Source organism: Brevibacterium sp. HMSC07C04 (assembly GCF_001815905.1).
Taxonomy (GTDB): domain Bacteria; phylum Actinomycetota; class Actinomycetes; order Actinomycetales; family Brevibacteriaceae; genus Brevibacterium.
In genome coordinates, this window is sequence record NZ_KV823287.1 from 1 (window position 1) to 17,447 (window position 17,447).

22 protein-coding genes are annotated in these 17,447 nt (G+C 67.1%); 14 read left to right on the forward strand and 8 right to left on the reverse strand.

Annotated elements, in window-relative coordinates:
• Positions 1 to 47: 47 nt before the first annotated feature.
• Genes HMPREF3162_RS11120 through HMPREF3162_RS11150 form a run of 8 tightly spaced genes read right to left on the reverse strand, consistent with a single transcriptional unit; the run spans position 48 to position 5,350 of the window.
• Positions 48 to 491, reverse strand: a complete 444-nt coding sequence (locus HMPREF3162_RS11120; RefSeq protein WP_070574198.1) for an ester cyclase — start codon at positions 489 to 491, stop codon at positions 48 to 50.
• The gene (locus HMPREF3162_RS11125; RefSeq protein WP_070574196.1) at positions 488 to 1,204 is read right to left on the reverse strand and encodes a thioesterase II family protein; all 717 of its coding nucleotides are present in this window, start codon (positions 1,202 to 1,204) and stop codon (positions 488 to 490) included. Before HMPREF3162_RS11125 ends, HMPREF3162_RS11120 begins: the two co-directional genes overlap by 4 nt.
• Positions 1,205 to 1,209: 5 nt before the next feature.
• Positions 1,210 to 1,920: an AAA family ATPase gene (locus tag HMPREF3162_RS11130; protein WP_083319002.1), complete on the reverse strand. Its 711-nt coding sequence runs from the start codon at positions 1,918 to 1,920 to the stop codon at positions 1,210 to 1,212.
• Positions 1,917 to 2,951, reverse strand: coding sequence for an AvrD family protein (locus HMPREF3162_RS11135; protein ID WP_070777874.1), 1,035 nt, complete (start codon positions 2,949 to 2,951; stop codon positions 1,917 to 1,919). The genes HMPREF3162_RS11130 and HMPREF3162_RS11135 overlap by 4 nt, the downstream gene beginning before the upstream one ends.
• Positions 2,941 to 3,210, reverse strand: coding sequence for an acyl carrier protein (locus HMPREF3162_RS11140; RefSeq protein WP_070574195.1), 270 nt, complete (start codon positions 3,208 to 3,210; stop codon positions 2,941 to 2,943). The genes HMPREF3162_RS11135 and HMPREF3162_RS11140 overlap by 11 nt, the downstream gene beginning before the upstream one ends.
• Positions 3,204 to 3,761 carry an SDR family NAD(P)-dependent oxidoreductase gene (locus HMPREF3162_RS11145; protein ID WP_218079191.1) on the reverse strand — a complete coding sequence of 186 codons (558 nt, stop codon included), beginning with the start codon at positions 3,759 to 3,761 and terminating at the stop codon, positions 3,204 to 3,206. Before HMPREF3162_RS11145 ends, HMPREF3162_RS11140 begins: the two co-directional genes overlap by 7 nt.
• Before the next feature lie 18 nt (positions 3,762 to 3,779).
• A complete protein-coding gene (locus tag HMPREF3162_RS11935) occupies positions 3,780 to 4,010 on the reverse strand; it encodes an SDR family NAD(P)-dependent oxidoreductase (RefSeq protein ID WP_218079192.1) in 231 nt (76 codons plus the stop codon).
• On the reverse strand, positions 4,007 to 5,350 hold the full coding sequence (locus tag HMPREF3162_RS11150; RefSeq protein WP_070574191.1) for a class I adenylate-forming enzyme family protein: 1,344 nt from the start codon (positions 5,348 to 5,350) through the stop codon (positions 4,007 to 4,009). The genes HMPREF3162_RS11935 and HMPREF3162_RS11150 overlap by 4 nt, the downstream gene beginning before the upstream one ends.
• A 176-nt stretch (positions 5,351 to 5,526) precedes the next feature.
• Between HMPREF3162_RS11150 and HMPREF3162_RS11155 the strand changes: the two genes are divergently transcribed.
• The 14 genes from HMPREF3162_RS11155 to HMPREF3162_RS11730 all read left to right on the forward strand — a co-directional run.
• Positions 5,527 to 6,381, forward strand: a complete 855-nt coding sequence (locus tag HMPREF3162_RS11155) for a 4'-phosphopantetheinyl transferase family protein (protein WP_141759605.1) — start codon at positions 5,527 to 5,529, stop codon at positions 6,379 to 6,381.
• 89 nt (positions 6,382 to 6,470) lie between these two features.
• Positions 6,471 to 7,367, forward strand: coding sequence for a helix-turn-helix transcriptional regulator (locus tag HMPREF3162_RS11160; protein ID WP_176745896.1), 897 nt, complete (start codon positions 6,471 to 6,473; stop codon positions 7,365 to 7,367).
• Between the two features lie 356 nt (positions 7,368 to 7,723).
• On the forward strand, positions 7,724 to 8,653 hold the full coding sequence (locus tag HMPREF3162_RS11165) for a bifunctional DNA primase/polymerase (protein WP_083304127.1): 930 nt from the start codon (positions 7,724 to 7,726) through the stop codon (positions 8,651 to 8,653).
• A complete protein-coding gene (locus tag HMPREF3162_RS11170; protein WP_083304126.1) occupies positions 8,653 to 9,480 on the forward strand; it encodes a DUF2637 domain-containing protein in 828 nt (275 codons plus the stop codon). Before HMPREF3162_RS11165 ends, HMPREF3162_RS11170 begins: the two co-directional genes overlap by 1 nt.
• The gene (locus HMPREF3162_RS11175; RefSeq protein ID WP_070574184.1) at positions 9,477 to 9,881 is read left to right on the forward strand and encodes a hypothetical protein; all 405 of its coding nucleotides are present in this window, start codon (positions 9,477 to 9,479) and stop codon (positions 9,879 to 9,881) included. Before HMPREF3162_RS11170 ends, HMPREF3162_RS11175 begins: the two co-directional genes overlap by 4 nt.
• A gap of 98 nt (positions 9,882 to 9,979) precedes the next feature.
• Complete coding sequence (locus HMPREF3162_RS11180; RefSeq protein WP_070574426.1) at positions 9,980 to 10,855, forward strand: hypothetical protein; 876 nt, start codon at positions 9,980 to 9,982, stop codon at positions 10,853 to 10,855.
• Positions 10,852 to 11,859 carry a ParB N-terminal domain-containing protein gene (locus HMPREF3162_RS11185; protein ID WP_070574182.1) on the forward strand — a complete coding sequence of 336 codons (1,008 nt, stop codon included), beginning with the start codon at positions 10,852 to 10,854 and terminating at the stop codon, positions 11,857 to 11,859. The genes HMPREF3162_RS11180 and HMPREF3162_RS11185 overlap by 4 nt, the downstream gene beginning before the upstream one ends.
• Before the next feature lie 32 nt (positions 11,860 to 11,891).
• Complete coding sequence (locus HMPREF3162_RS11190) at positions 11,892 to 12,614, forward strand: hypothetical protein (protein ID WP_070574180.1); 723 nt, start codon at positions 11,892 to 11,894, stop codon at positions 12,612 to 12,614.
• A 6-nt stretch (positions 12,615 to 12,620) separates the two neighbouring features.
• Positions 12,621 to 14,273, forward strand: a complete 1,653-nt coding sequence (locus HMPREF3162_RS11195) for a M23 family metallopeptidase (RefSeq protein ID WP_070574178.1) — start codon at positions 12,621 to 12,623, stop codon at positions 14,271 to 14,273.
• Positions 14,274 to 14,402: 129 nt separating this feature from the next.
• Positions 14,403 to 14,693: a hypothetical protein gene (locus tag HMPREF3162_RS11200; RefSeq protein WP_070574176.1), complete on the forward strand. Its 291-nt coding sequence runs from the start codon at positions 14,403 to 14,405 to the stop codon at positions 14,691 to 14,693.
• The gene (locus tag HMPREF3162_RS11205; protein WP_070574174.1) at positions 14,660 to 15,058 is read left to right on the forward strand and encodes a hypothetical protein; all 399 of its coding nucleotides are present in this window, start codon (positions 14,660 to 14,662) and stop codon (positions 15,056 to 15,058) included. The genes HMPREF3162_RS11200 and HMPREF3162_RS11205 overlap by 34 nt, the downstream gene beginning before the upstream one ends.
• Positions 15,059 to 15,213: 155 nt before the next feature.
• Entirely contained in the window at positions 15,214 to 15,480 is a 267-nt protein-coding gene (locus HMPREF3162_RS11210; RefSeq protein WP_070574172.1) for a DUF6112 family protein, read from the forward strand.
• Positions 15,481 to 15,948: 468 nt separating this feature from the next.
• On the forward strand, positions 15,949 to 16,269 hold the full coding sequence (locus HMPREF3162_RS11215) for a DUF6112 family protein (RefSeq protein WP_176745895.1): 321 nt from the start codon (positions 15,949 to 15,951) through the stop codon (positions 16,267 to 16,269).
• A gap of 36 nt (positions 16,270 to 16,305) precedes the next feature.
• Positions 16,306 to 17,447 (forward strand): conjugal transfer protein TrbL (locus HMPREF3162_RS11730; protein WP_070777878.1); only part of this gene is annotated, 1,142 nt, incomplete at its 3' end.

Genomic DNA, 17,447 nt, shown 5'->3' on the forward strand with positions numbered 1-17,447 from the left:
CAGCCTGTACAGGCTGGTGCCCTCCACTGTCGCTGGTGCCCGTCGTGCTACGGGCGGTCGACCTCGGGAACATGCAGATCTGTGTGGCCGAGCTGGCGCATGAGGTCGGCAAGGTCGAAGTAGGCGGCGCGCTCGACGATGTGGTCGCCCTCGAACCGGTCGATACCGATCGCGGTGAAGTCGGCCCGGTTGCCGCTGGGCGGCAGGCCGCGGAAGGGGCCGGTCTGGGTGCCGATGCATCTCACGCGGGTGACCACCACGTCACCTTCCGCGGTCTGCTCTTGGACGCGGTCGTCCATGTCCGGGAAGGCGGTCCGGAAGGCACGGACCCATTCGCGGACGCCATCGGGTCCGCGGAGATCGAATTGGGGCCAGTAGAAGTCGGGGGCGAAGACCTCGTCGGCGAGTTCGAGTCGGTTGTTGGTGATGATCTCCTCGAAGAGGATGGCAGCGCGTTCCTTGCGACGCGTGAGCAGATCGATGTCGGTCATGGTGTTCCTTTCTGGGTGAGGGTGGAAGCGAGACGGCGAAGACGGTCGCCGATCGCGATTTGAACATCGGGGTTGGTGAAGAGGAAGAAGTGCTCGCCGTCGAAGGTCTGCGCCGTTGAGCCCGCATGGGTGAGGCGCTTCCAGGAGTGGACGGCCTTGGGTGGAGCTACAGGATCGTCGTTGCCGGCGAGCGTGTGGAGCACGGTCTGGTCGAGTGGCTCGGGGTTCCTTGCGTGGAGTTCGTCGCTGAATGCGACGTCTTCGCGCAATCGGGCAACGGCCATCTCCCGCAGGGCTGGATGCGTCTGGAACTCCCGCGGAAGAGCTCCCCATTCAGCGACCTGCTTCAGAAGTTCCTCGTCGGTCATGCTCCGTCGCGACGGGTGAGCGCGACCGGACGGGGCACGGCGGCCGGAGAGGAAGCACACCTGGGGCGGCTGCCCCTTCTCCTCCGCCCGCTTGGCGAGTGCGAAGGCGAGGCCAGCCCCGTAGCTATGCCCCAGGAGTCCCCAGTCCGGCTGGGCACGATCAGCGATCATCTCCCAGAGATGGTCGATGAGGTCATCGACCGAGCCAGGTCGGCGTGCGGTGTTGCGTCCCCTGCCGGGCAGGTCGAGGGGCACGACCTCGGCCAACGGTGGTAGATCGACCTGGAGCTTGGCGTAGGCAGTGGATGCGGTGCCTCCTGCATAGGCCAGGGCGAATAGTTGCATGCAGCTCACCCGGCCACGCGCTGGGCGGCCTGTTGCCGCTCGGTCTCGAGACGCTGGTCGATCGCGGCATATTCCTGCTGCATCCGCGCGATCGCTTCGTCGAGGTCGATGACCGTCGGCAGGTCGAGCAGGGACACGATCGTCTGCACGCGCGATTCGAGGGTACCGCTGACGCGGTGGAGCGGGATGCCGAGATCGGAGGCGGCATCCCAGAGGATCTCGTCGCAGTAGCTGCGGAAATCCTCATTCATCGGTCGGTGGCCGTCATCGGAAATCGGGCGCTCGTTCTCGAGGTGGATCATGACGTCGTAGCTGGCCTTGACATGCTGCTTGAAGGCGTGCTCGTACTGGTCGACGACTTCATGGAAGAAGCCCATGTCGGGCCAGTCGACCTGGTTGGGGCGGTCGGGGTCGGTGGGGTTCATTCCGAACCGCGTGCGTGCGAGTCCATAGGCCCATTCCTGGAGCGAGGAGCCGTCGGAGAGGTAGGGGTCGCCGAGGGTTGCCTCGGCCACTGCGCGGCCGCAGTGACGGCGCATCATGAGCTGTAGGAACTCGGCGGGGGTGACCTCGGACAGCCGTTTGCCGGGTACGGCGTCGGGCATGATCTCGCGGATGGCCTTTGCCAGTGTCCGGGGAATGCCGGTGTAGTGGGACAGGCACATGGTTGTGGAGGTTTTTCCGGTCGAGTACGTGCCGGAGATAGAAATCCTCATCGCGTGTTTCCTTCCAGGTGTCGGATGCGGTGGGCGAAGGTGGCAGACATTGTGATTCCGCCGGACTCGCCGCGGAAGTCGAGGTTGCGCCACGTTCCCGTTGGCAGATCGAGGAGTTGATGGTCGGCGATGCGCAGCTCCGCGCCAGTCTCTGCCGCAGTCGTCTCGCGGCTCGTGGAGGCGGTGCTCGGGCGAAGGATGAGCTGTTGCATCCAGAGCGTGTCGGAGTGGGCGCGGTCGATCTGGTCGAGTTCGTACATCAGCACCTGCCCGAGCTGCAGCAAGGACACGAATGCGTCGATGAAGGTCGCTGGTCCCGGTGCATGGGAAGCTCGGGTGCCACAGGCGCCGCTGTGATGGAGTCCGATGCTCGCGTGAGCGACGAGCGACTCTGTGTCGGCAGTTACGGTGCGGATACTCTGCTCGTCTTCCCGGTAGCCGGATCCCCAGTGCCGAGTCGGATCCTCATCGAGGAGCGCATAGTCGATGACGCCGGCGGCAGGCGCAGAAGGCGCAGGATGTCGGAGGACGACTCGGGTTTGCATGACACCCACCTGCACGATGATCGTGGAATCGACCTCACCGTCTTCGCCGTCGAGCGCCGGCGTGGTCTTCTTCAGGGTCGCGCGCAGTGGCAGCCCGTTGAGAGATTCTTCGGGGCGAGTGCCTGCCCGCACGGTCAGCTTCCGGATCATGGCCGTTTGGACCTCGTCGGGAGTGAGGCCGACCAGATCGGTCAGCAGAGCCTCAGCGCTGCGGACCCCCAGGATCATCACGTCCACGGTCGACAGGTGAGGGCGCAGATCGGAGTCGGCCTTCTTGCGGGACCAGTCCGTCGGGTAAGCGACGTCGACGGCTGCGGCGAGATCGGCATCGGTGTCGGTGCCCAGGGGGTGGATCCGGTAGGTTGATCGGCGGTATCCGCTGCCGAAGAACCGCTGTCGGGCGGGTCCGAGGTAGTCGTCGATCGAGGCGAGTTCGATGACATCTCCGGGGTGGGTTGAGGTTGCTGCTCGGAGCTCAGGCGTCATGGGGCTTCACCTCCGCGTAGGCGGCGATCAGATCGCCGACCGTGTGGATGTCGACGATGGCGTGGGAGCCATCGGAGAACGGATCGCGCCCGAAATCCTGCTCGAGGTTCACGATGAGGCGAGCGAGCATGAGCGAGTTCAGGCCGATATCAGTCAGTGCTGAGTCCTCGGTGATCTCGATGTCGTCGTCGAGCCCGTCGCCGAGGATGTCGGTGATGGTGGTCATGATGTCGGTGGTGACGCGGGAAACGGTCAGCATGTCAGTCCTCCGTCGATAACGATGGTTTGTGCGGTTACGAACGTGGTCGATGGGTTGGTGAGGAAGTCGAAGGCGGGCAGGACGTCGTCGACGGTTCCGAGACGTCCCAAGGGCGTGCGTCGCGTGATGCGGTCGAGGTTGCGGTCGGTGACATTCGCCGAGAGATCACTGGCGAAGTAGCCCGGCATGAGGGTATTCACGCGGATCTGCTCCGGCCCGAGTTCGCGTGCGAGGCTCGCGGTCAGTCCCTCGATGCCCGCCTTCGCGGCTGAGTAGGTCGCGACCCCGCGGTTGCCGCGGATCGCGTTGATCGAGGAGATGTTGATGATGTTGCCTCCGCCATTGCCGAGCATGAGACGTGCGCACGCCTTGGTTGCATGCAGCAGACCGAGGAGATTGACGTCCACTGTCGTGGCCGTGATCTCGTCGGGCTCGGTGACGAACAGGTTCTGATGGAGCAGTCCGGCGTTGTTCACGAGAAGCTCGAGGCGGGTACCCGGCGGGCGTGCTCGCAGCGCCTGCTTGATCGTGCCTGGGTCGGTGGATGTCACCGCGGTAGCTTGGCAGGGTCACGCCGCCTGCTTGATCGTGCCTGGGTCGGTGAGGTCTACCGCATGCCAACGCGCCCGCTCGGGGTACTCGGCGAGGAGCTGGTCGGTGCGCTCTGACATGTTCCGGCTCCAGAGGTCGACGTGCCAGTCGCTGTCGAGCAGCCGCTGCGCCAAGGCAGCTCCGAGCATGCCGGAGGCACCGGTGACGACGGCGTGGCGGTGGATCTGGGCCGCTGAGGTCGCGCTCATGCGCGTGCCTTCTTGAATCGCTTGGAGTGCAGATCGTCGGTGGAGAAGTCGACGATGGCCGGCACCTTGTAGTCCTCGAGCTTTGCAGCGCAGTGTCGTCGGACATCGTGCTTGAGCCGCCGGGAGTCAGTGCCCGGGGCTGGCTTGATGCGGGCGCGAACGATCTCACCGGTCACGGCGTTGGGGTGTCCGGACACGAGCACGTCCGCGACTCCCTCGACTTCCAGTAGTGCGGACTCGACCTCGCTCGGGTAGACCTTGAGTCCTCCGACGTTGATGATCTCGGACTTCCGGCCGAGGATCTTCACGTAGTCGCCGTCGACCTCAACCTGGTCCTGCGTGTTGAAGAAGCCGTCCTCGTCAAAGAAGTACGGAGCGTTGAGGTAGCCCAGCATCGCCCGGTCGGACTTGACCCACAGCGTGCCGTCAACGATCTTGTGCTCGAAGCCGGCGCCGCCGAGCTTGACCCACAGCGAGTCGTTCGACTTCGACTTGGTCGACATGATGCCGAGTTCCGAGAGACCGTATGTCTGCTTGAGGCGCACTCCTGGGAGCGCCTCGTGGAGCTTGCGCAGCGTGTGTTCCGGCATCGGCTCGGTGCCATAGGTGATCACCTTGAGGCTCGACAGGTCGTACTGCCCGAGCTTGCGTCCGATGAGGCACATCGTGAGGAACGTCGGCGTCGTCGGCAGGACCTCGACACGCGCGTCCTGCACGACGCTGAGCACCTCGTCCGGGGTCCGGTCGCGCACCGTAACGATGGTGCTGCCGTGGGCCAACGCGTGGAACAGCGTGTTGACGCCGCCGATGTGGTCGAAGCCCAGGAAGGTGATCGTGCGGTGAGGCTTGCTGTTCGAGTGTTCGTACGCACTGACGAGCTTGTCGAAGTCGAGAACGGAACCCTTGCTGTTACCCGTCGTGCCCGAGCTGAACAGGACGAGTCCGGCGGCACCGCGATCACGGAGGGTGCGGTACAGATCGGACGGTTGCCCGTCGGCAACCTCGAGTGGACTGACCACGGGACGGGAGTTCGTGAGCGTGATGAGGAACCGTGCTGCACTGACCGCGAGGATCTCCTCTCGCTTCTCCTCCGGCAGAGAGCTGATCGGCACCGTGATCGCCTTGATCTCGAGCAAGGCGATGAGCGCTGCCACGCTGGCAACGCTGTAGTCAGCCTCCAGGGCCACTACGTCGCCGGACCGCACGCCCGCCTCCGACAGGCGCTCGGTCCAGATCCGGCGCTCACGATTCAGGCTCCCGTAGGTCGTCACCCGCGCACCACTGACGATCGCCGGCTCCTCGCCGAGGGTCGCAAGTGCTGTCTGCAACTTCGAGCTCATTCTTCGTCCTCCCTTCCTGCCGAGTCCCGCAAGGACTTCGGCGCATGTCCAACGGTTACGTTGGTTCCAACGGTCTCGTTGTAGATTGGAGCTGTCAACTTAGATGTCGCTGTGTTACGTAATCGTTACTTGCGGGCCCGGGTGCCACGGCGGGGCCCGAGGATGGAGTGGAAGTGATGGACGAGCGCCTCACCAGCACCAACAGGTCGCATCGGACCTCCGAGCTCGAGGTTCCGGCAAGTTCCGCTGCGGTTACGGGTTTGTCAGCGAACCAGGCGATGCCGTTCTCTGGCGCGGCGATCGGCCAGCAGATCGATCGACAGTGCCCGGTGGGCCTGGTGGCCGAGGGGGCGAACATCGCAGATCAGGGGGCGGGTCTGTTCCCCGACGAAGCGGCTGAAGTCCGTCACTCGCCCCGGTCACGGCAAGCGGAGTTCTCGACCGCGCGTGCGTGTGCAAGGAGGGCCCTGGCAAGGCTCGGCGGCCCGCAGGTGTCGTTGCCCGTAGGTCGACATCGTGCGCCCGAGTGGCCGCAGGACTATGTCGGCAGTCTCTCTCACTGCGCCGATGTGGCGGTGGCTCTCGTGGCCGAGGCTGCACGTTTTGCGGGGGCGGGAATCGACATCGAGACCATCTCTGCTGTGCCTGAGACTCTGGTCGAACGCATCGCGACCGCTGACGAGCGCATCATGCTCACACAGCTGGATCGAGACGAGTCGTCGATCCCCTGGGGTCTGCTCCTGTTCAGCGCCAAGGAGAGCGTCTACAAGTGCTGCTATCAGACTACCGGGCACCGTATTTCGTTCCGTGACATCTCGATACGGGTCAACGCGGACGGTTCGCTGCACGCCTGGCCGGCAGGCGCGAGGTCTGCGTCGAGAGATGGGCTTACTTCTGGGACGGAGGGTCTGTGGACCGTGGCCGGTACGCATGTGATAACCGCCGTGTGGCAACAGACCGATACCAACGACGAAGTGGAAGGTATACGTTCACGGGCTGCCTTATCGCCGTGGTACTGCGGGGGGCTCTGATTTCTCACGGATGCCAAGTCCCTCGGTCGGATTCGTTCGCTCCCGCCCATCACGGAATGACTGCTGGTAAGCGCGGCAGGAGGTGGCGAGTGGGTCGATTCTCTGCGGTCGTGGCCCGGACGGAGACGACCCTGCGTCCGACGGAGGCGCGCGCCTTTGACTACGTGCGATTCATCTTCATTCGCGCCGGCACCGCCGTCCTCTTCGGCGATGTTGGCGAGCGTCCGGTTCGGGCCGGGGATGTCGTCGTTCTGGCGCCAAACACGCTGTGCGGGAGCCATCCTGAAGGTTCGCTCACTACGACGACCATCTATGCCGAGCTAGACTATCTGGTCGATCAGACGTTCTGGCAGCATGCTGACGCTCTTGTGGACCGGCATCACGCTTGGGAGTTCATTTCCTGCCGTTTCCCTGACTCCGCGCACATCGTGCACATCGGTTCGTCGCGACTGGACCTCATGCTCCCGTGGCTCGACCAACTTGTGGAGTTAAGCCTTGACGGCGCCACACCCGAACACTTCTTCCGTGTGCAGGCGTGCTTCGCATCCATCCTCGATGCACTTGCTCCATTCTTCGATGCACAAGGAACTCGACCCTGCTACTCGCCGAACTTGAGTCCGTCTTCACGATACTTCCGACCAGTGCGAATCGAAGCGGTGCATATGCGACGTGTTCTTGAAACTGACATGACCCGCCGGTGGACAATAACGCAGTTGGCAGCGGAGGTGCATCTATCGCCTTCGCAGGCCCATCGCATCTTCGTCCAGGCCTATGGTCAAACACCCCTGGGATATCAATCGATGGTCAGGGCGCGCGAGATGGCACGACTCCTCCGTAGGACCAACTTGCCGGTTCAGGAGATCGCCGGGAGAGTCGGGTGGAACGATCGAAGTCACGCTGCTCGCGTGTTCCACCGCTTGATCGGCGTCAATCCGACCCGGTACCGGAAGTTCCTCGACGACATTCGACCGCGAGGCCGATCATAGCGTCTCTGAGGGTGATATAAGCCCCCTTCCCACAGGCACCTCGTGACGACCGATTCGATGGTCTATACCGGACTGTCCCCGTCGTCAGGTCTGGCCTGGCAGTCGCGATCGACCAGCACGAGGAACAACTTCCTGCACTGTCCGACCGGCCCGACGCACCTTGAAGGTAAGGGGCCGCACACCTCGCCGGCCCCTCGGAGAGGAGGCCGGACGAATGCCAACGAGGACAGAACACCACGGTCGCAGATCCCGCGCGAGCATCGACCTCGCACCACGATATCGACGGTCGCTTGCCGCAGTCGCATCTTGGCCTGGCGTGTCTCCTGCACCGTTTCCGCGGCCAATGAGCGGAGGCCGTGGTGGCTGAGCACGATGCGGTCTCCGCAGTCCTGGTGCACCTGAATGAGTCTTGGTCGCTGTCGACAACGGCCCGGGAGCTCGCTCGGTCGGGGATGCCAGTCTTCCCCTGCGTACCGTACGAGAAGCGACCTCTCACACCGCGCGGGTTTCACGACGCAAGCACGAACCTCGACCAGGTCGAGACGTGGTGGCGGCATGCGCCGCTGGCATCGATCGGCATCCCCACCGGTCAGGCATCGGGCATAGTCGCTGTCGACGTCGACCGACACGGGCGGGTCGATGGGTATCAGGCGATGCGCCGGGCGCAGCAGGCCGGGCTCGTGTCCGGGTGGGAGATGCTGGTGCGCACCCCCACAGGTGGTATGCACGCCTACTATCCTGCGGCGCCGGGTGTCGAGCAGCGCTCGTGGCAGGCCGGGCGGGCGGGCGTGGACTTCCGGGGTGACGGCGGGTACGTCATCGTCCCGCCCTCCCTGCGGTCCGTCTCCGGGTCGACGGTCTCCTACCGGGTCGAGTCGGTCAATCCCGGCCCGTCGTCGACGATCGACTCCGAGGCGCTGCGGAACTTCCTCGACCCCCGGCCCGCACCCCGGCCGGTGGCGAATCCAGGACTCCGGCGCGAGGCCGATGCCGAACGCCTGGCCGCTTGGGTGGCGAACCGGCAGGAGGGCGAACGCAACGCGGGCCTGTTCTGGGCGGCCTGCCGCCTGGCCGAGAACGGGGTCGCCCCCTCGGATGCCCTCGACGTCCTCGCCGACGCCGCGGGACACGCTGGGCTCGGTGACCGGGAGGTCACCCGGACGGTGCGATCGGCCTACCGCACGGTCTCCGGCCCGGCACACGGGCACGCCTCTGCCGATGGTCCGCCGGAGCAGTCGGTGCGGCGAACCGTTCAGCCCGCAACAGCGGTAGGTCGGGGGCTGTGATGGCCATGCTGTCAGGGGATCGTCGATGGCCGGTAGTGATCGCAGCTGGCGGCACGATCATGATCGCGGCCGGGGCGTTCTGGCTGTCGTTCACGGCGCTGGCGGATCTCGCTCACCGCTCCGGGATCGCGGCAGAGCAGGCATGGACGTGGCCGCTGCTGGTCGATGGGCTGATCGTGGTCTCCACGGTCGCGGCGGTCGCCTTGGACGGGCACCGCACGGCGTGGTACCCGTGGTCGCTCCTGGTCGCCGGCGCGGTGGTGTCGGTGACGGCGAACGCGCTGCACGCGGTCGTCGCCGGAGCCTCGAACGTGCCCGCGGCCCTGGCCGCCGTGGTCGCCGCGGTGCCGCCGATCACGCTGTTGGCGAGCACCCACCTGACGACCGTGCTCATCCGCTCGACCCAGCCCGGCAGCCCACCCACCCCGGCGCCGCAGACGACCGTTCCTGACCCGGGCCCACAAGGCATCAGCACTCCGGTAGGCCCCGCCTTGCCTGCGCCGCTCCAAACCGCACCTCCGGAGCCGTCCTCGGCCACCGACAACGCGCACACGAGAGAAACCGACAGCGGCGCGGCGGGCGATGCATCGAGAACAGATGCCGATCCGAAGAGCACGGCGAGCAGCGAGGTGCCGGGCGGGTCGGATCGGCGTGAGCGGGCGGCCGTGTTGCGTGCTGAGGGGTGGTCGAACCGGCGTATCGCCGCCGAGCTCGAGGTGCATCCGAGCACGGTGGGGCGCTGGCTTGGCCGCGAGTACCTCTCCGATACCACCGGGGAGCAGGAAGAGACCGGCTCCTCGCCAGAGACGGAAGGAGATCCGCGATGAGCAGTCAGGACGACCTCGAGCGCCCCGATCCTTACGAGCAGGAACGCGCCCGGGAACCGCACGAGACGAAGACGGGACCGGAGTCGGGGCTGGAGCCGGCTGGAACGCCGGACGCGGTGGAAGAAGCCAGCGTCACCGAGAAGACCGACGAGGTGGAGAAGGCCCAGAAGCACCGGGCCCGGGGCGTGGAGTGGGTGCGCATGTCGGACCTGATGTCGCGGCAGACCTCCCGTGTCGCCGGGCGTGGGATCGATCTGCACACCGAGCTGACCCACCGCATCCGCGACCCGCTGCTCGAGCGGACGAAAGCCGCCGCGCGCAAGCTGTCGCCGGTGGCTGCGTTCGGCCGGCGTGGTGGCGTCGACCGTGGTGCTACCCGCTCCGGGGTCGGGATGAGCTGAGGCAAGAGAGCACGGTCATGGACACCAGGGTCTTCCTCGACAGCGGCATCGCCCGCGGTGGGCTCACGCGTGCACCTGTCCTGCAGGAGGTGCCGACCATGACAACGCACACAACCCAGTCGAAACAGGACAGGCCCAGGGGCGAAGACTTCACGAGCAGCGAGGGACTGCGGAAGCTCTTGCACCGGCTCCACCAGGCCGGGCCGGGGGCATGGATTCACGACCCGGTCGCCGCGGAGCTGATGCAGTTCACCGCGGAGAAGTACCGGGCCCTGGCCCAGAAGCATCACCTCGACCCCTGGGAGGCCGTGACCGCGGCGTTCGAGGTGATGCGCAAACGCGCCACCCGGGAGGCCGGCGACCCGTGGGCGGTGGTCACGCACGCCGTGCGCATCACCTGCGTCGCCGAAGAGCGCGGGCAGGGCATGCTCTGCTCCACCCACCAGGCCCGCCGCCCCGAGTTCTCCGTCTTCCATGACGCCGAACGCTTCGCCGACCGCGACGAGGACAACCCGCTCATCGACTTCCACCCCGCCTTCCAGGTCACCGACCACCACCTCGGCGACGAGGCCGAGGAACCGGCCACGGCGCTTGCGGACACGGCGATGAGCGCGAGCGCGGCCATGGACGAGGCGATCCGCTTGTTCATCCGCCTGGAATGGCCCGAACCGGCAGCCCGGGCCGGTATCGAGCACGTGTGCCAGGCCCTGGCCCGGGCCGGGAGCAGGCAGACCGCCTACGAGGCGCTACGCCGGGACCGGCATGCCCGCGCTCTGCTTGACCTGCCGAAGAAGTCGTGGTCGGCCCTGCTGAAGGTCCTGCTCGGCAACCCGAACCCGGCCTACGCCGCGACCGGGCTGGGCAAGGGCATCTTGCTGCGCCTGCTCATCGGCGAGACCGTGCCGGTGCTGCTGCGCGATGACGACCTCGTGCTCACGATCGCGCTGTCGGCGCCGGGAGGAGCACCGGCGTGAGCACGCACTCGGGGGAAATCGTGCTCGACCGGGCGGTCGAGTCGATCATCGTCGGTCACCGGCACCGCCAGGATCTCGGCGACCTCGACGCGCTCGCGGACTCGATCGCCCGCAAGGGTCTGCTGCAGCCGCCGACGATCACCCCGGACGGGGTGCTCGTGTGCGGGGCGCGCAGGCTCGCGGCGATCAAGCAGCTGGGATGGCGGACGGTGGGCGTGTGGGTGCGCTCGAACGTCTCGACCCGCCTGGAGCACCTGTTGGCCGAACAGGACGACAACGAACTCCACAAGGACCTCGACCCGCGCGAGGCCGCGGCCCTGTACCGGGAGATCAAGGCGCTCATGTCCGAGAACGCCGCGAAACGACAGGCTCAGACGCGCTTCTCCGCCACCGCTGAGGGTGGACACGACGGTGGTGAAAAATTTTCACCACCGTCAGGACCGGCGGGCAAGGCGCGGGAGCAGGCCGCCGCGATGATTCCCGGCGGCGCCTCGTTCATGACGCTGGAGAAGATCGGCTACCTCGAGACCGTCGCCGCCGACCCCGACCAGCCAGAGCAGGTACGCCAGGACGCGGCCGCCGCGCTGACACAGATCGAGGCCGGAGGGCCCGTCCACCCCGCCTACACCCGCATCCGCGCCGCCACAACGCCCCCACCCGAGACCGGGGACAGTGAGGAGGTGGACCGGCTCGCCCAGGCCGCCCTGGCTCGGGTCCGCCACACCACCACCGACAACGACGACCTCGACGTTGCTGACGGGGGCGGCGAGGAGCCGGCTGCGCGCTGGTCGATGCGCTCGTTCGTGATGAACACCGAGCAGCTGGCCACCTGGTGGGACCACTACGACGCCACCGAACTGGCCGCCAGGCTCACCGACGAGCAGCTCGAGAAGTTCTTCGCCGCCGCCGAGGCCACCGCCCGCTTCGCCGAGGAGCTGCGCGCCGCTCGCACACAGCCCAGCGAGGCCGCCGGGACCGGGCGGGAGCACCTGCGCGCCATCTGAACCCCCGGGCGGGTGGGGTGCACCTGGCCGGTATGAAGACCCCCGACGCACCTGTTGACCCGCGCACCCGGGCGCGAAGGATCGCCCTCATCGCCGGCGGCCTCGCCGCACTGCTCCTGGTCGCCACCGGCCTCTACGGGCTGATCCTCGGACCCGAACCCCCTGATGACCCCACCCCGGCACCGCGCCCGACGGCGAGCTCACCGGCGGACCCCTCGGCGACACCCGGACGGCTGGCGACGATCCCGCCGAGCGCGGACCCGGAGGAGTTCGCGCGCACCGTCGCCGAGACCCTCTTCGCCTGGGACACCGCCTCCGGGCTCATGCCCTTGGACTACTCGGCGGTCATCCTCGACGTCGGCGACCCGAGCGGCACCGAGCAGGCCGGACTCGCCTCCGATGTCGCCGCCTACCTGCCCAGCCGCGACGCCTGGACGGACCTGCGCCAGTACGCCACCCGCCAGCACCTGAGCATCTCCTCCGCCTATGTGCCCGACGCCTGGGACGACGCGCTCGCCCAGGCCCCACCCGGCCAGCTCCCGGACGGGGCGACGGCGATCACCATCGAGGGCACCCGCCACCGCACCGGCGTCTGGAACGGCGAGGACGTCACCAGCGAGCACTCCGTGAGCTTCACGATCTTCCTGGTCTGCCCACCCCCAGGCACCCCCACACCCAGAGCACAGACCGACGACACGGGGCAGGCGAGCTGTTACGTGGCGCGGCTGTCCGAGCTGGACAACCCCCTGCGGTGAGCCGGCATGGTCAAGAAGCTGCTCATCATCGCCCTCGCGCTCGTGCTGCTGGCCCCGATGCTGGGCCTGGTCGGGGTCGCGGTGCTGATGAACCCCGCCGCGGGCACCACCTGCACCGTCAACCCGGACGGCAGCGTCACCATCGGGGACGTTCCCGACGAGCTCACCGTCACCACCGCCGACGGCCAGCAGATCGCACTCAACCGGGACCAGCTGACCCATGCCGCGACGATCATCGAGACCGGCTCCGGGATCGACGGGGTCGGCCGCGACGGGATCCAGATCGCGCTCATGGCCGCCCTGACCGAGTCGAGCCTGCGCATGCTCGCCAACTCCACGGTCCCCGGCTCCGAGGACCGCCCCCACGACGGCACCGGATCGGATCACGACTCGCTGGGCCTGTTCCAGATGCGGCCTGGCAGCGGATGGGGCACGGTCGCCGAGCTGATGGATGCCCAGTACCAGTCGCAGGCGTTCTTCGGCGGCCCAGACGGACCCAACGGCGGCTCCCCGCGTGGGCTGCTCGACATCCCCGGCTGGGAAGACATGGACAAGGGCGAGGCCGCCCAAGCCGTCGAGGTCAGCGCCTACCCCGACCGCTACCAGAACTACGAACCCGCCGCCGAGACGATCCTCGACACGCTCACCGGCTCGACCACGGGCGCCGGCGAGGCCGCCGCCGTAGCAGCACCGGCGACCGGTGGGGAGACCTCACGGGTCGTGTTCCCCCTGCCCGCGGACACCTGGGTGATGACCAGCCCGTTCGGGATGCGCCAGCACCCCATCACCGGGGAATACAAGCTGCACACGGGCACGGACTTCTCCGCTCCCGATGGCACGCCGATCCTCGCCACCGCCGACGGCACCGTCACGGTCGCCTCGTTCTCTGGCGGCTACGGCGGGCTCATCGTCATCGAGCACCACGTCGACGGGCAGCAGGTGGCGACCGCGTACGCGCACATGTGGGAGCACGGCATCCACGTGGAGACCGGTGACCGGGTCAGCGCTGGCCAGCACATCGGTGACGTCGGCTCCTCCGGCTACAGCACCGGCCCGCACCTGCACTTCGAAGTCCGCGAGGGCGGCACCGATGGCGAGTACACCGATCCCGCCGCCTGGCTGAACCAGCATGACGCGGCCGACCTGCCCGAGGCCGAGGGCGGCCCTCCCGGTGGCCCCGATGACGAGAGCTGCGAGGAGGGAGGCAGCGGCCCCGGCGGCGAGCCGGATCCGATCGGTGACGGCGATCCCAACCGGCTCGTCGACGATCCCACCACCGACGGGCAGATCACCGCCCGGATGCTGCATGTCTATCAGCAGACCCTCGACGCTTTCCCCGACACGAGCTGGGCGTGTTATTCACCCCGCCCGGGCACGAAATCCGAGCATCCACTGGGGAGGGCCTGTGACATCACTTTCGGCAATCCCATTGGGCAACGCCCCACTCCCGAACAGCGTGAACTGGGGTGGGATGTCACGAACTGGGTCAAGGATAATGCCGAAACCCTTGGCGTCGAATACCTGATCTGGGATGGGAAGATCTGGTCGCTCAAGCGCGATGACGAGGGCTGGCGGGAATACAATGGGGGCGGAATGCACGACCCCTCGGATATCACCGGCGGACATTACGATCACCTGCATATTACCGTCAGCGAATAACTAGTATTCGTCGGGTTAGCGTCGGCGACATTCATCGGTGCACTGAATAGATTCTAGCAGTTTCTTTTTCGGTGGCGATGTGTCTGGTTCGTGCACCTGGTCGGTATGGCACGCGAGGAACCCGGAGGCATGGAAGAGGCACGTCTATCCGATGTGCTGCAGGCCCACGCCTGGCTGGAGACGATCGACCCTGGCGAGTACGCGAGACGGGACCGCGCCCTGCTGGGCGCCGACCTCAGCGAGGACGAGGAGACCTATACGCGGCTCCAACACGACCTGGTCCGCCAGTGGCGCATCCACCGTGACGACCCGCTTCCTGACCACCTGCGGCAGGCGGCGAAGCTGGCGCAGAGCCTGGCCTGGCCTGGCTGGGCTCCGGCCGCGAGGTGGATTGGCGGCACGCGCACGCCCTCGCGCTGACCGATACCGAACGCAACCGCGACCGGGCGTGGTTGTTCGGTGCCTGGCGCCTGCACCGCGATACGGGCACGGCCCCGGAGCACATGGGCCATGCCGTCACCGGGCTGCTGCGAGTCCGTCTGGACCGGCTCGAGGAAGCACGGTCCTGGCTGCGTGCCCGGGATCCCGAGGAACACCGGCAGTGGGCCCAGCGTCGCGACTTCGCCGACACCCTCGGCGACGCCTGGGCCGACGACCGCGACCTCCTCACCCGGTGGCGCACCCACCTCGACGTCGCTCGGCCCCGCACGGTGACCACCGACGTGCCTTGGGCGCTTCCTCCCGCAGGCCAGCGCCGCATGGGCCCACCGCCACTGGGCATGTAGCCAGATCCCGGGTCGCGCCGGGACCGCGCCCGCCGCAGGCGAACCGGTGGTCGGGCTGTTCGCCTCTGGGCAGGATCGTGGTCGGTGGTGGCGGTGTACCTGCCGGATATGGATATGGAGCATCGTGACTCTTCGCTGGCATCGGTGGTGCGGCGATGAACGTGACCCCGGACTTCGGTGGGCTCGACGGCCTCACCGACCTCGAGACCGTGATCGGCGCGCTGCTGATGTTCATCCTGGTCACCGCGGTGCTGATGCTGATCGTCTCGGCCGTCGTCTGGGCCATCGCCGCGGCCACCGGCCACGCCGCGGCCGCATCCAAGGCCAAGACCGGAGTGCTGGTCGCCCTCGGCGCCGCGGCACTGGGTGGGTGCGGAATCGCGTGGATGAACTGGCTGATCGCCATCGGCGAGCAACTCTGACCCACACCACCACCCGGAACTGCACCCGTAATCGCTGCCCACCGGCTCGCCCTCCCTGCTGCTCCTTGCTCCCGGACCGCCCCTGCGCCCACGTGCCTGATCGTCGGCTGACCACCGGGGTAGCCGGTCACGCACTCACTCATCGATGAGTGATCGCGTCGGACGGAACCGTTTCTCGCTGAGGGCGCGGGCGCCGTCCACGCCTGCGTCGTGGGCGCCGCCTCACTCCAGCTGGACTGTCACCGCGGACCTGAGTGACCAGCCGTTCTCCGCGGTCATCGGTCACGCCGTGCGCGGAGGTCGCAACCCTCTCGCTCGCTTTTGCCCTGGACCCGGTGCGCGGGGACCTCTGCAACGGCGCGGTGGGGCGCTCGCTTCGCAGGGGTGGTGGCGGGCACCTGATGAGCGACCCCGTTTCCGCTCATCAACCCCGCCTCGATGCGGGAACTCTGTGTGAGGAGTGCTCTCGTGCTCGACTTCCTGACCTTCGCTCTCGCGGCCCCGGAACTGCTCGCGGCGAATATCGATATCGCCCCGAATGACGACGGCCTTCCGGGTATCGCCCAGCTGCGCACCATCGTCGGTGCCGTGATGACCATCGGTCTCATCCTCAGCGTTCTGGCGCTGATCATCTCGGCCATCGTCTGGGGCTTCGGCTCCAATTCCTCGAACCCGCATCTCGCGGGGAGGGCGAAGCTCGGCGTTCTCATCTCCTGCGGTGCCGCGGTGATCTGTGGCGCCTCGGTGACTCTGATCCAGTTCTTCTGGGATGTCGGCCAGAGCGTCTGATTCCACCCATCTCCATTTCCGCTTGGGAGGTTCCTGATGGGTGTGTGCGATATTCCCGTCATCTCGAATGTGTGCGATTCCGCCGGCGAAGCCGCGGCCTCGTTGATCACCGCGCCATTCGACTGGCTGGCCTCGGCACTGGGTGAAACGGCCGGCTGGATGTTCGAGGCCGTGTGGACCGTCTTCGACACCACGACGCTGGTCGATGTCTCCAGTCCGGAGTACGTGTCGGTCTACAACCTGCTCTTCGGCATCGGCGTGATGCTCATGCTGGTCTTCTTCTGCCTCCAGCTCATCCAAGGACTGATTCGGCGGGAACCGGCAGCGTTGAGCAGGGCCGCGCTCGGCCTCGTGAAATCGGTGATCGGGTCGTTCGTCGTCATCAGTTTGACCGGTCTCGCGCTCGAGATCGTCGATCAGCTCTGCGTCGGGATCATCCAAGCCGCCGGCGAGACGACCGAGTCGATGGGCGACAAGATCGCCGTGCTCGTCGCGGGCCTGACCGCGCTCAATCTCACCGCGCCGGGCGTGGCCGCGATCCTGGGGATCTTCCTGGGGGCGATGGCGATCGCCGCCGCCGCGATCGTCTGGCTCTCCCTCCTGGTCAGGAAAGCCTTGCTGCTGGTCGCGATCGCCCTGGCACCGCTGGCGTTCTCGGGGGCGAGCTGGGACCACGCGCGCGGGTGGATCGGCAAGTGGGCGATGTTCGTCATCGCGCTGATCTGCTCGAAGTTGGTCCTCGTCGTGATCCTGCTGGTCGCCGTCACCCAGGTCTCGGCACCGATCGACGGGGACATCTCCTCGATCAGCGACCCGCTGGCCGGAATCGTGCTCATGGCGCTGGCGGGCTTTGCCCCCTACATCTGCTATCGATTCCTGTCCTTCATCGGCTCCGACTTCTACACGATGGCCGGCTCCGAGCAGGACGCCAAGCAGGCCTTGAACCGGCCGGTGCCGATGCCGGGCAAGTCGCAGGGCAACGAGCCGAAGCAGGTCCTCGACGACAAGAAGTCCGACTCGCCCGGCGGCAGCAGCGAGGGCGGCAAGACCTCCGGCTCGAAGCCCACCCCGCCCCCGGCCTCCTCGGGAAGCACCGGCGCCGGTGCAGGCGGTGCGGAAGGTGCTGGCGCCGGTGCGGGTGGTGCGGGCGCGGGTGGCGGGGCTGCCGCTGCCGGTCC

What these genes read in the sequence shown, in the direction of transcription:
- HMPREF3162_RS11120 (WP_070574198.1), bottom strand. Translation starts at nt 491, where the DNA reads ATGACCGACATCGATCTGCTCACGCGTCGCAAGGAACGCGCTGCCATC.
- HMPREF3162_RS11125 (WP_070574196.1), bottom strand. Translation starts at nt 1,204, where the DNA reads ATGCAACTATTCGCCCTGGCCTATGCAGGAGGCACCGCATCCACTGCC.
- HMPREF3162_RS11130 (WP_083319002.1), bottom strand. Translation starts at nt 1,920, where the DNA reads ATGAGGATTTCTATCTCCGGCACGTACTCGACCGGAAAAACCTCCACA.
- HMPREF3162_RS11135 (WP_070777874.1), bottom strand. Translation starts at nt 2,951, where the DNA reads ATGACGCCTGAGCTCCGAGCAGCAACCTCAACCCACCCCGGAGATGTC.
- HMPREF3162_RS11140 (WP_070574195.1), bottom strand. Translation starts at nt 3,210, where the DNA reads ATGCTGACCGTTTCCCGCGTCACCACCGACATCATGACCACCATCACC.
- HMPREF3162_RS11935 (WP_218079192.1), bottom strand. Translation starts at nt 4,010, where the DNA reads ATGAGCGCGACCTCAGCGGCCCAGATCCACCGCCACGCCGTCGTCACC.
- HMPREF3162_RS11150 (WP_070574191.1), bottom strand. Translation starts at nt 5,350, where the DNA reads ATGAGCTCGAAGTTGCAGACAGCACTTGCGACCCTCGGCGAGGAGCCG.
- HMPREF3162_RS11155 (WP_141759605.1), top strand. Translation starts at nt 5,527, where the DNA reads ATGGACGAGCGCCTCACCAGCACCAACAGGTCGCATCGGACCTCCGAG.
- HMPREF3162_RS11170 (WP_083304126.1), top strand. Translation starts at nt 8,653, where the DNA reads ATGGCCATGCTGTCAGGGGATCGTCGATGGCCGGTAGTGATCGCAGCT.
- HMPREF3162_RS11175 (WP_070574184.1), top strand. Translation starts at nt 9,477, where the DNA reads ATGAGCAGTCAGGACGACCTCGAGCGCCCCGATCCTTACGAGCAGGAA.
- HMPREF3162_RS11180 (WP_070574426.1), top strand. Translation starts at nt 9,980, where the DNA reads ATGACAACGCACACAACCCAGTCGAAACAGGACAGGCCCAGGGGCGAA.
- HMPREF3162_RS11190 (WP_070574180.1), top strand. Translation starts at nt 11,892, where the DNA reads ATGAAGACCCCCGACGCACCTGTTGACCCGCGCACCCGGGCGCGAAGG.
- HMPREF3162_RS11195 (WP_070574178.1), top strand. Translation starts at nt 12,621, where the DNA reads ATGGTCAAGAAGCTGCTCATCATCGCCCTCGCGCTCGTGCTGCTGGCC.
- HMPREF3162_RS11200 (WP_070574176.1), top strand. Translation starts at nt 14,403, where the DNA reads ATGGAAGAGGCACGTCTATCCGATGTGCTGCAGGCCCACGCCTGGCTG.
- HMPREF3162_RS11210 (WP_070574172.1), top strand. Translation starts at nt 15,214, where the DNA reads ATGAACGTGACCCCGGACTTCGGTGGGCTCGACGGCCTCACCGACCTC.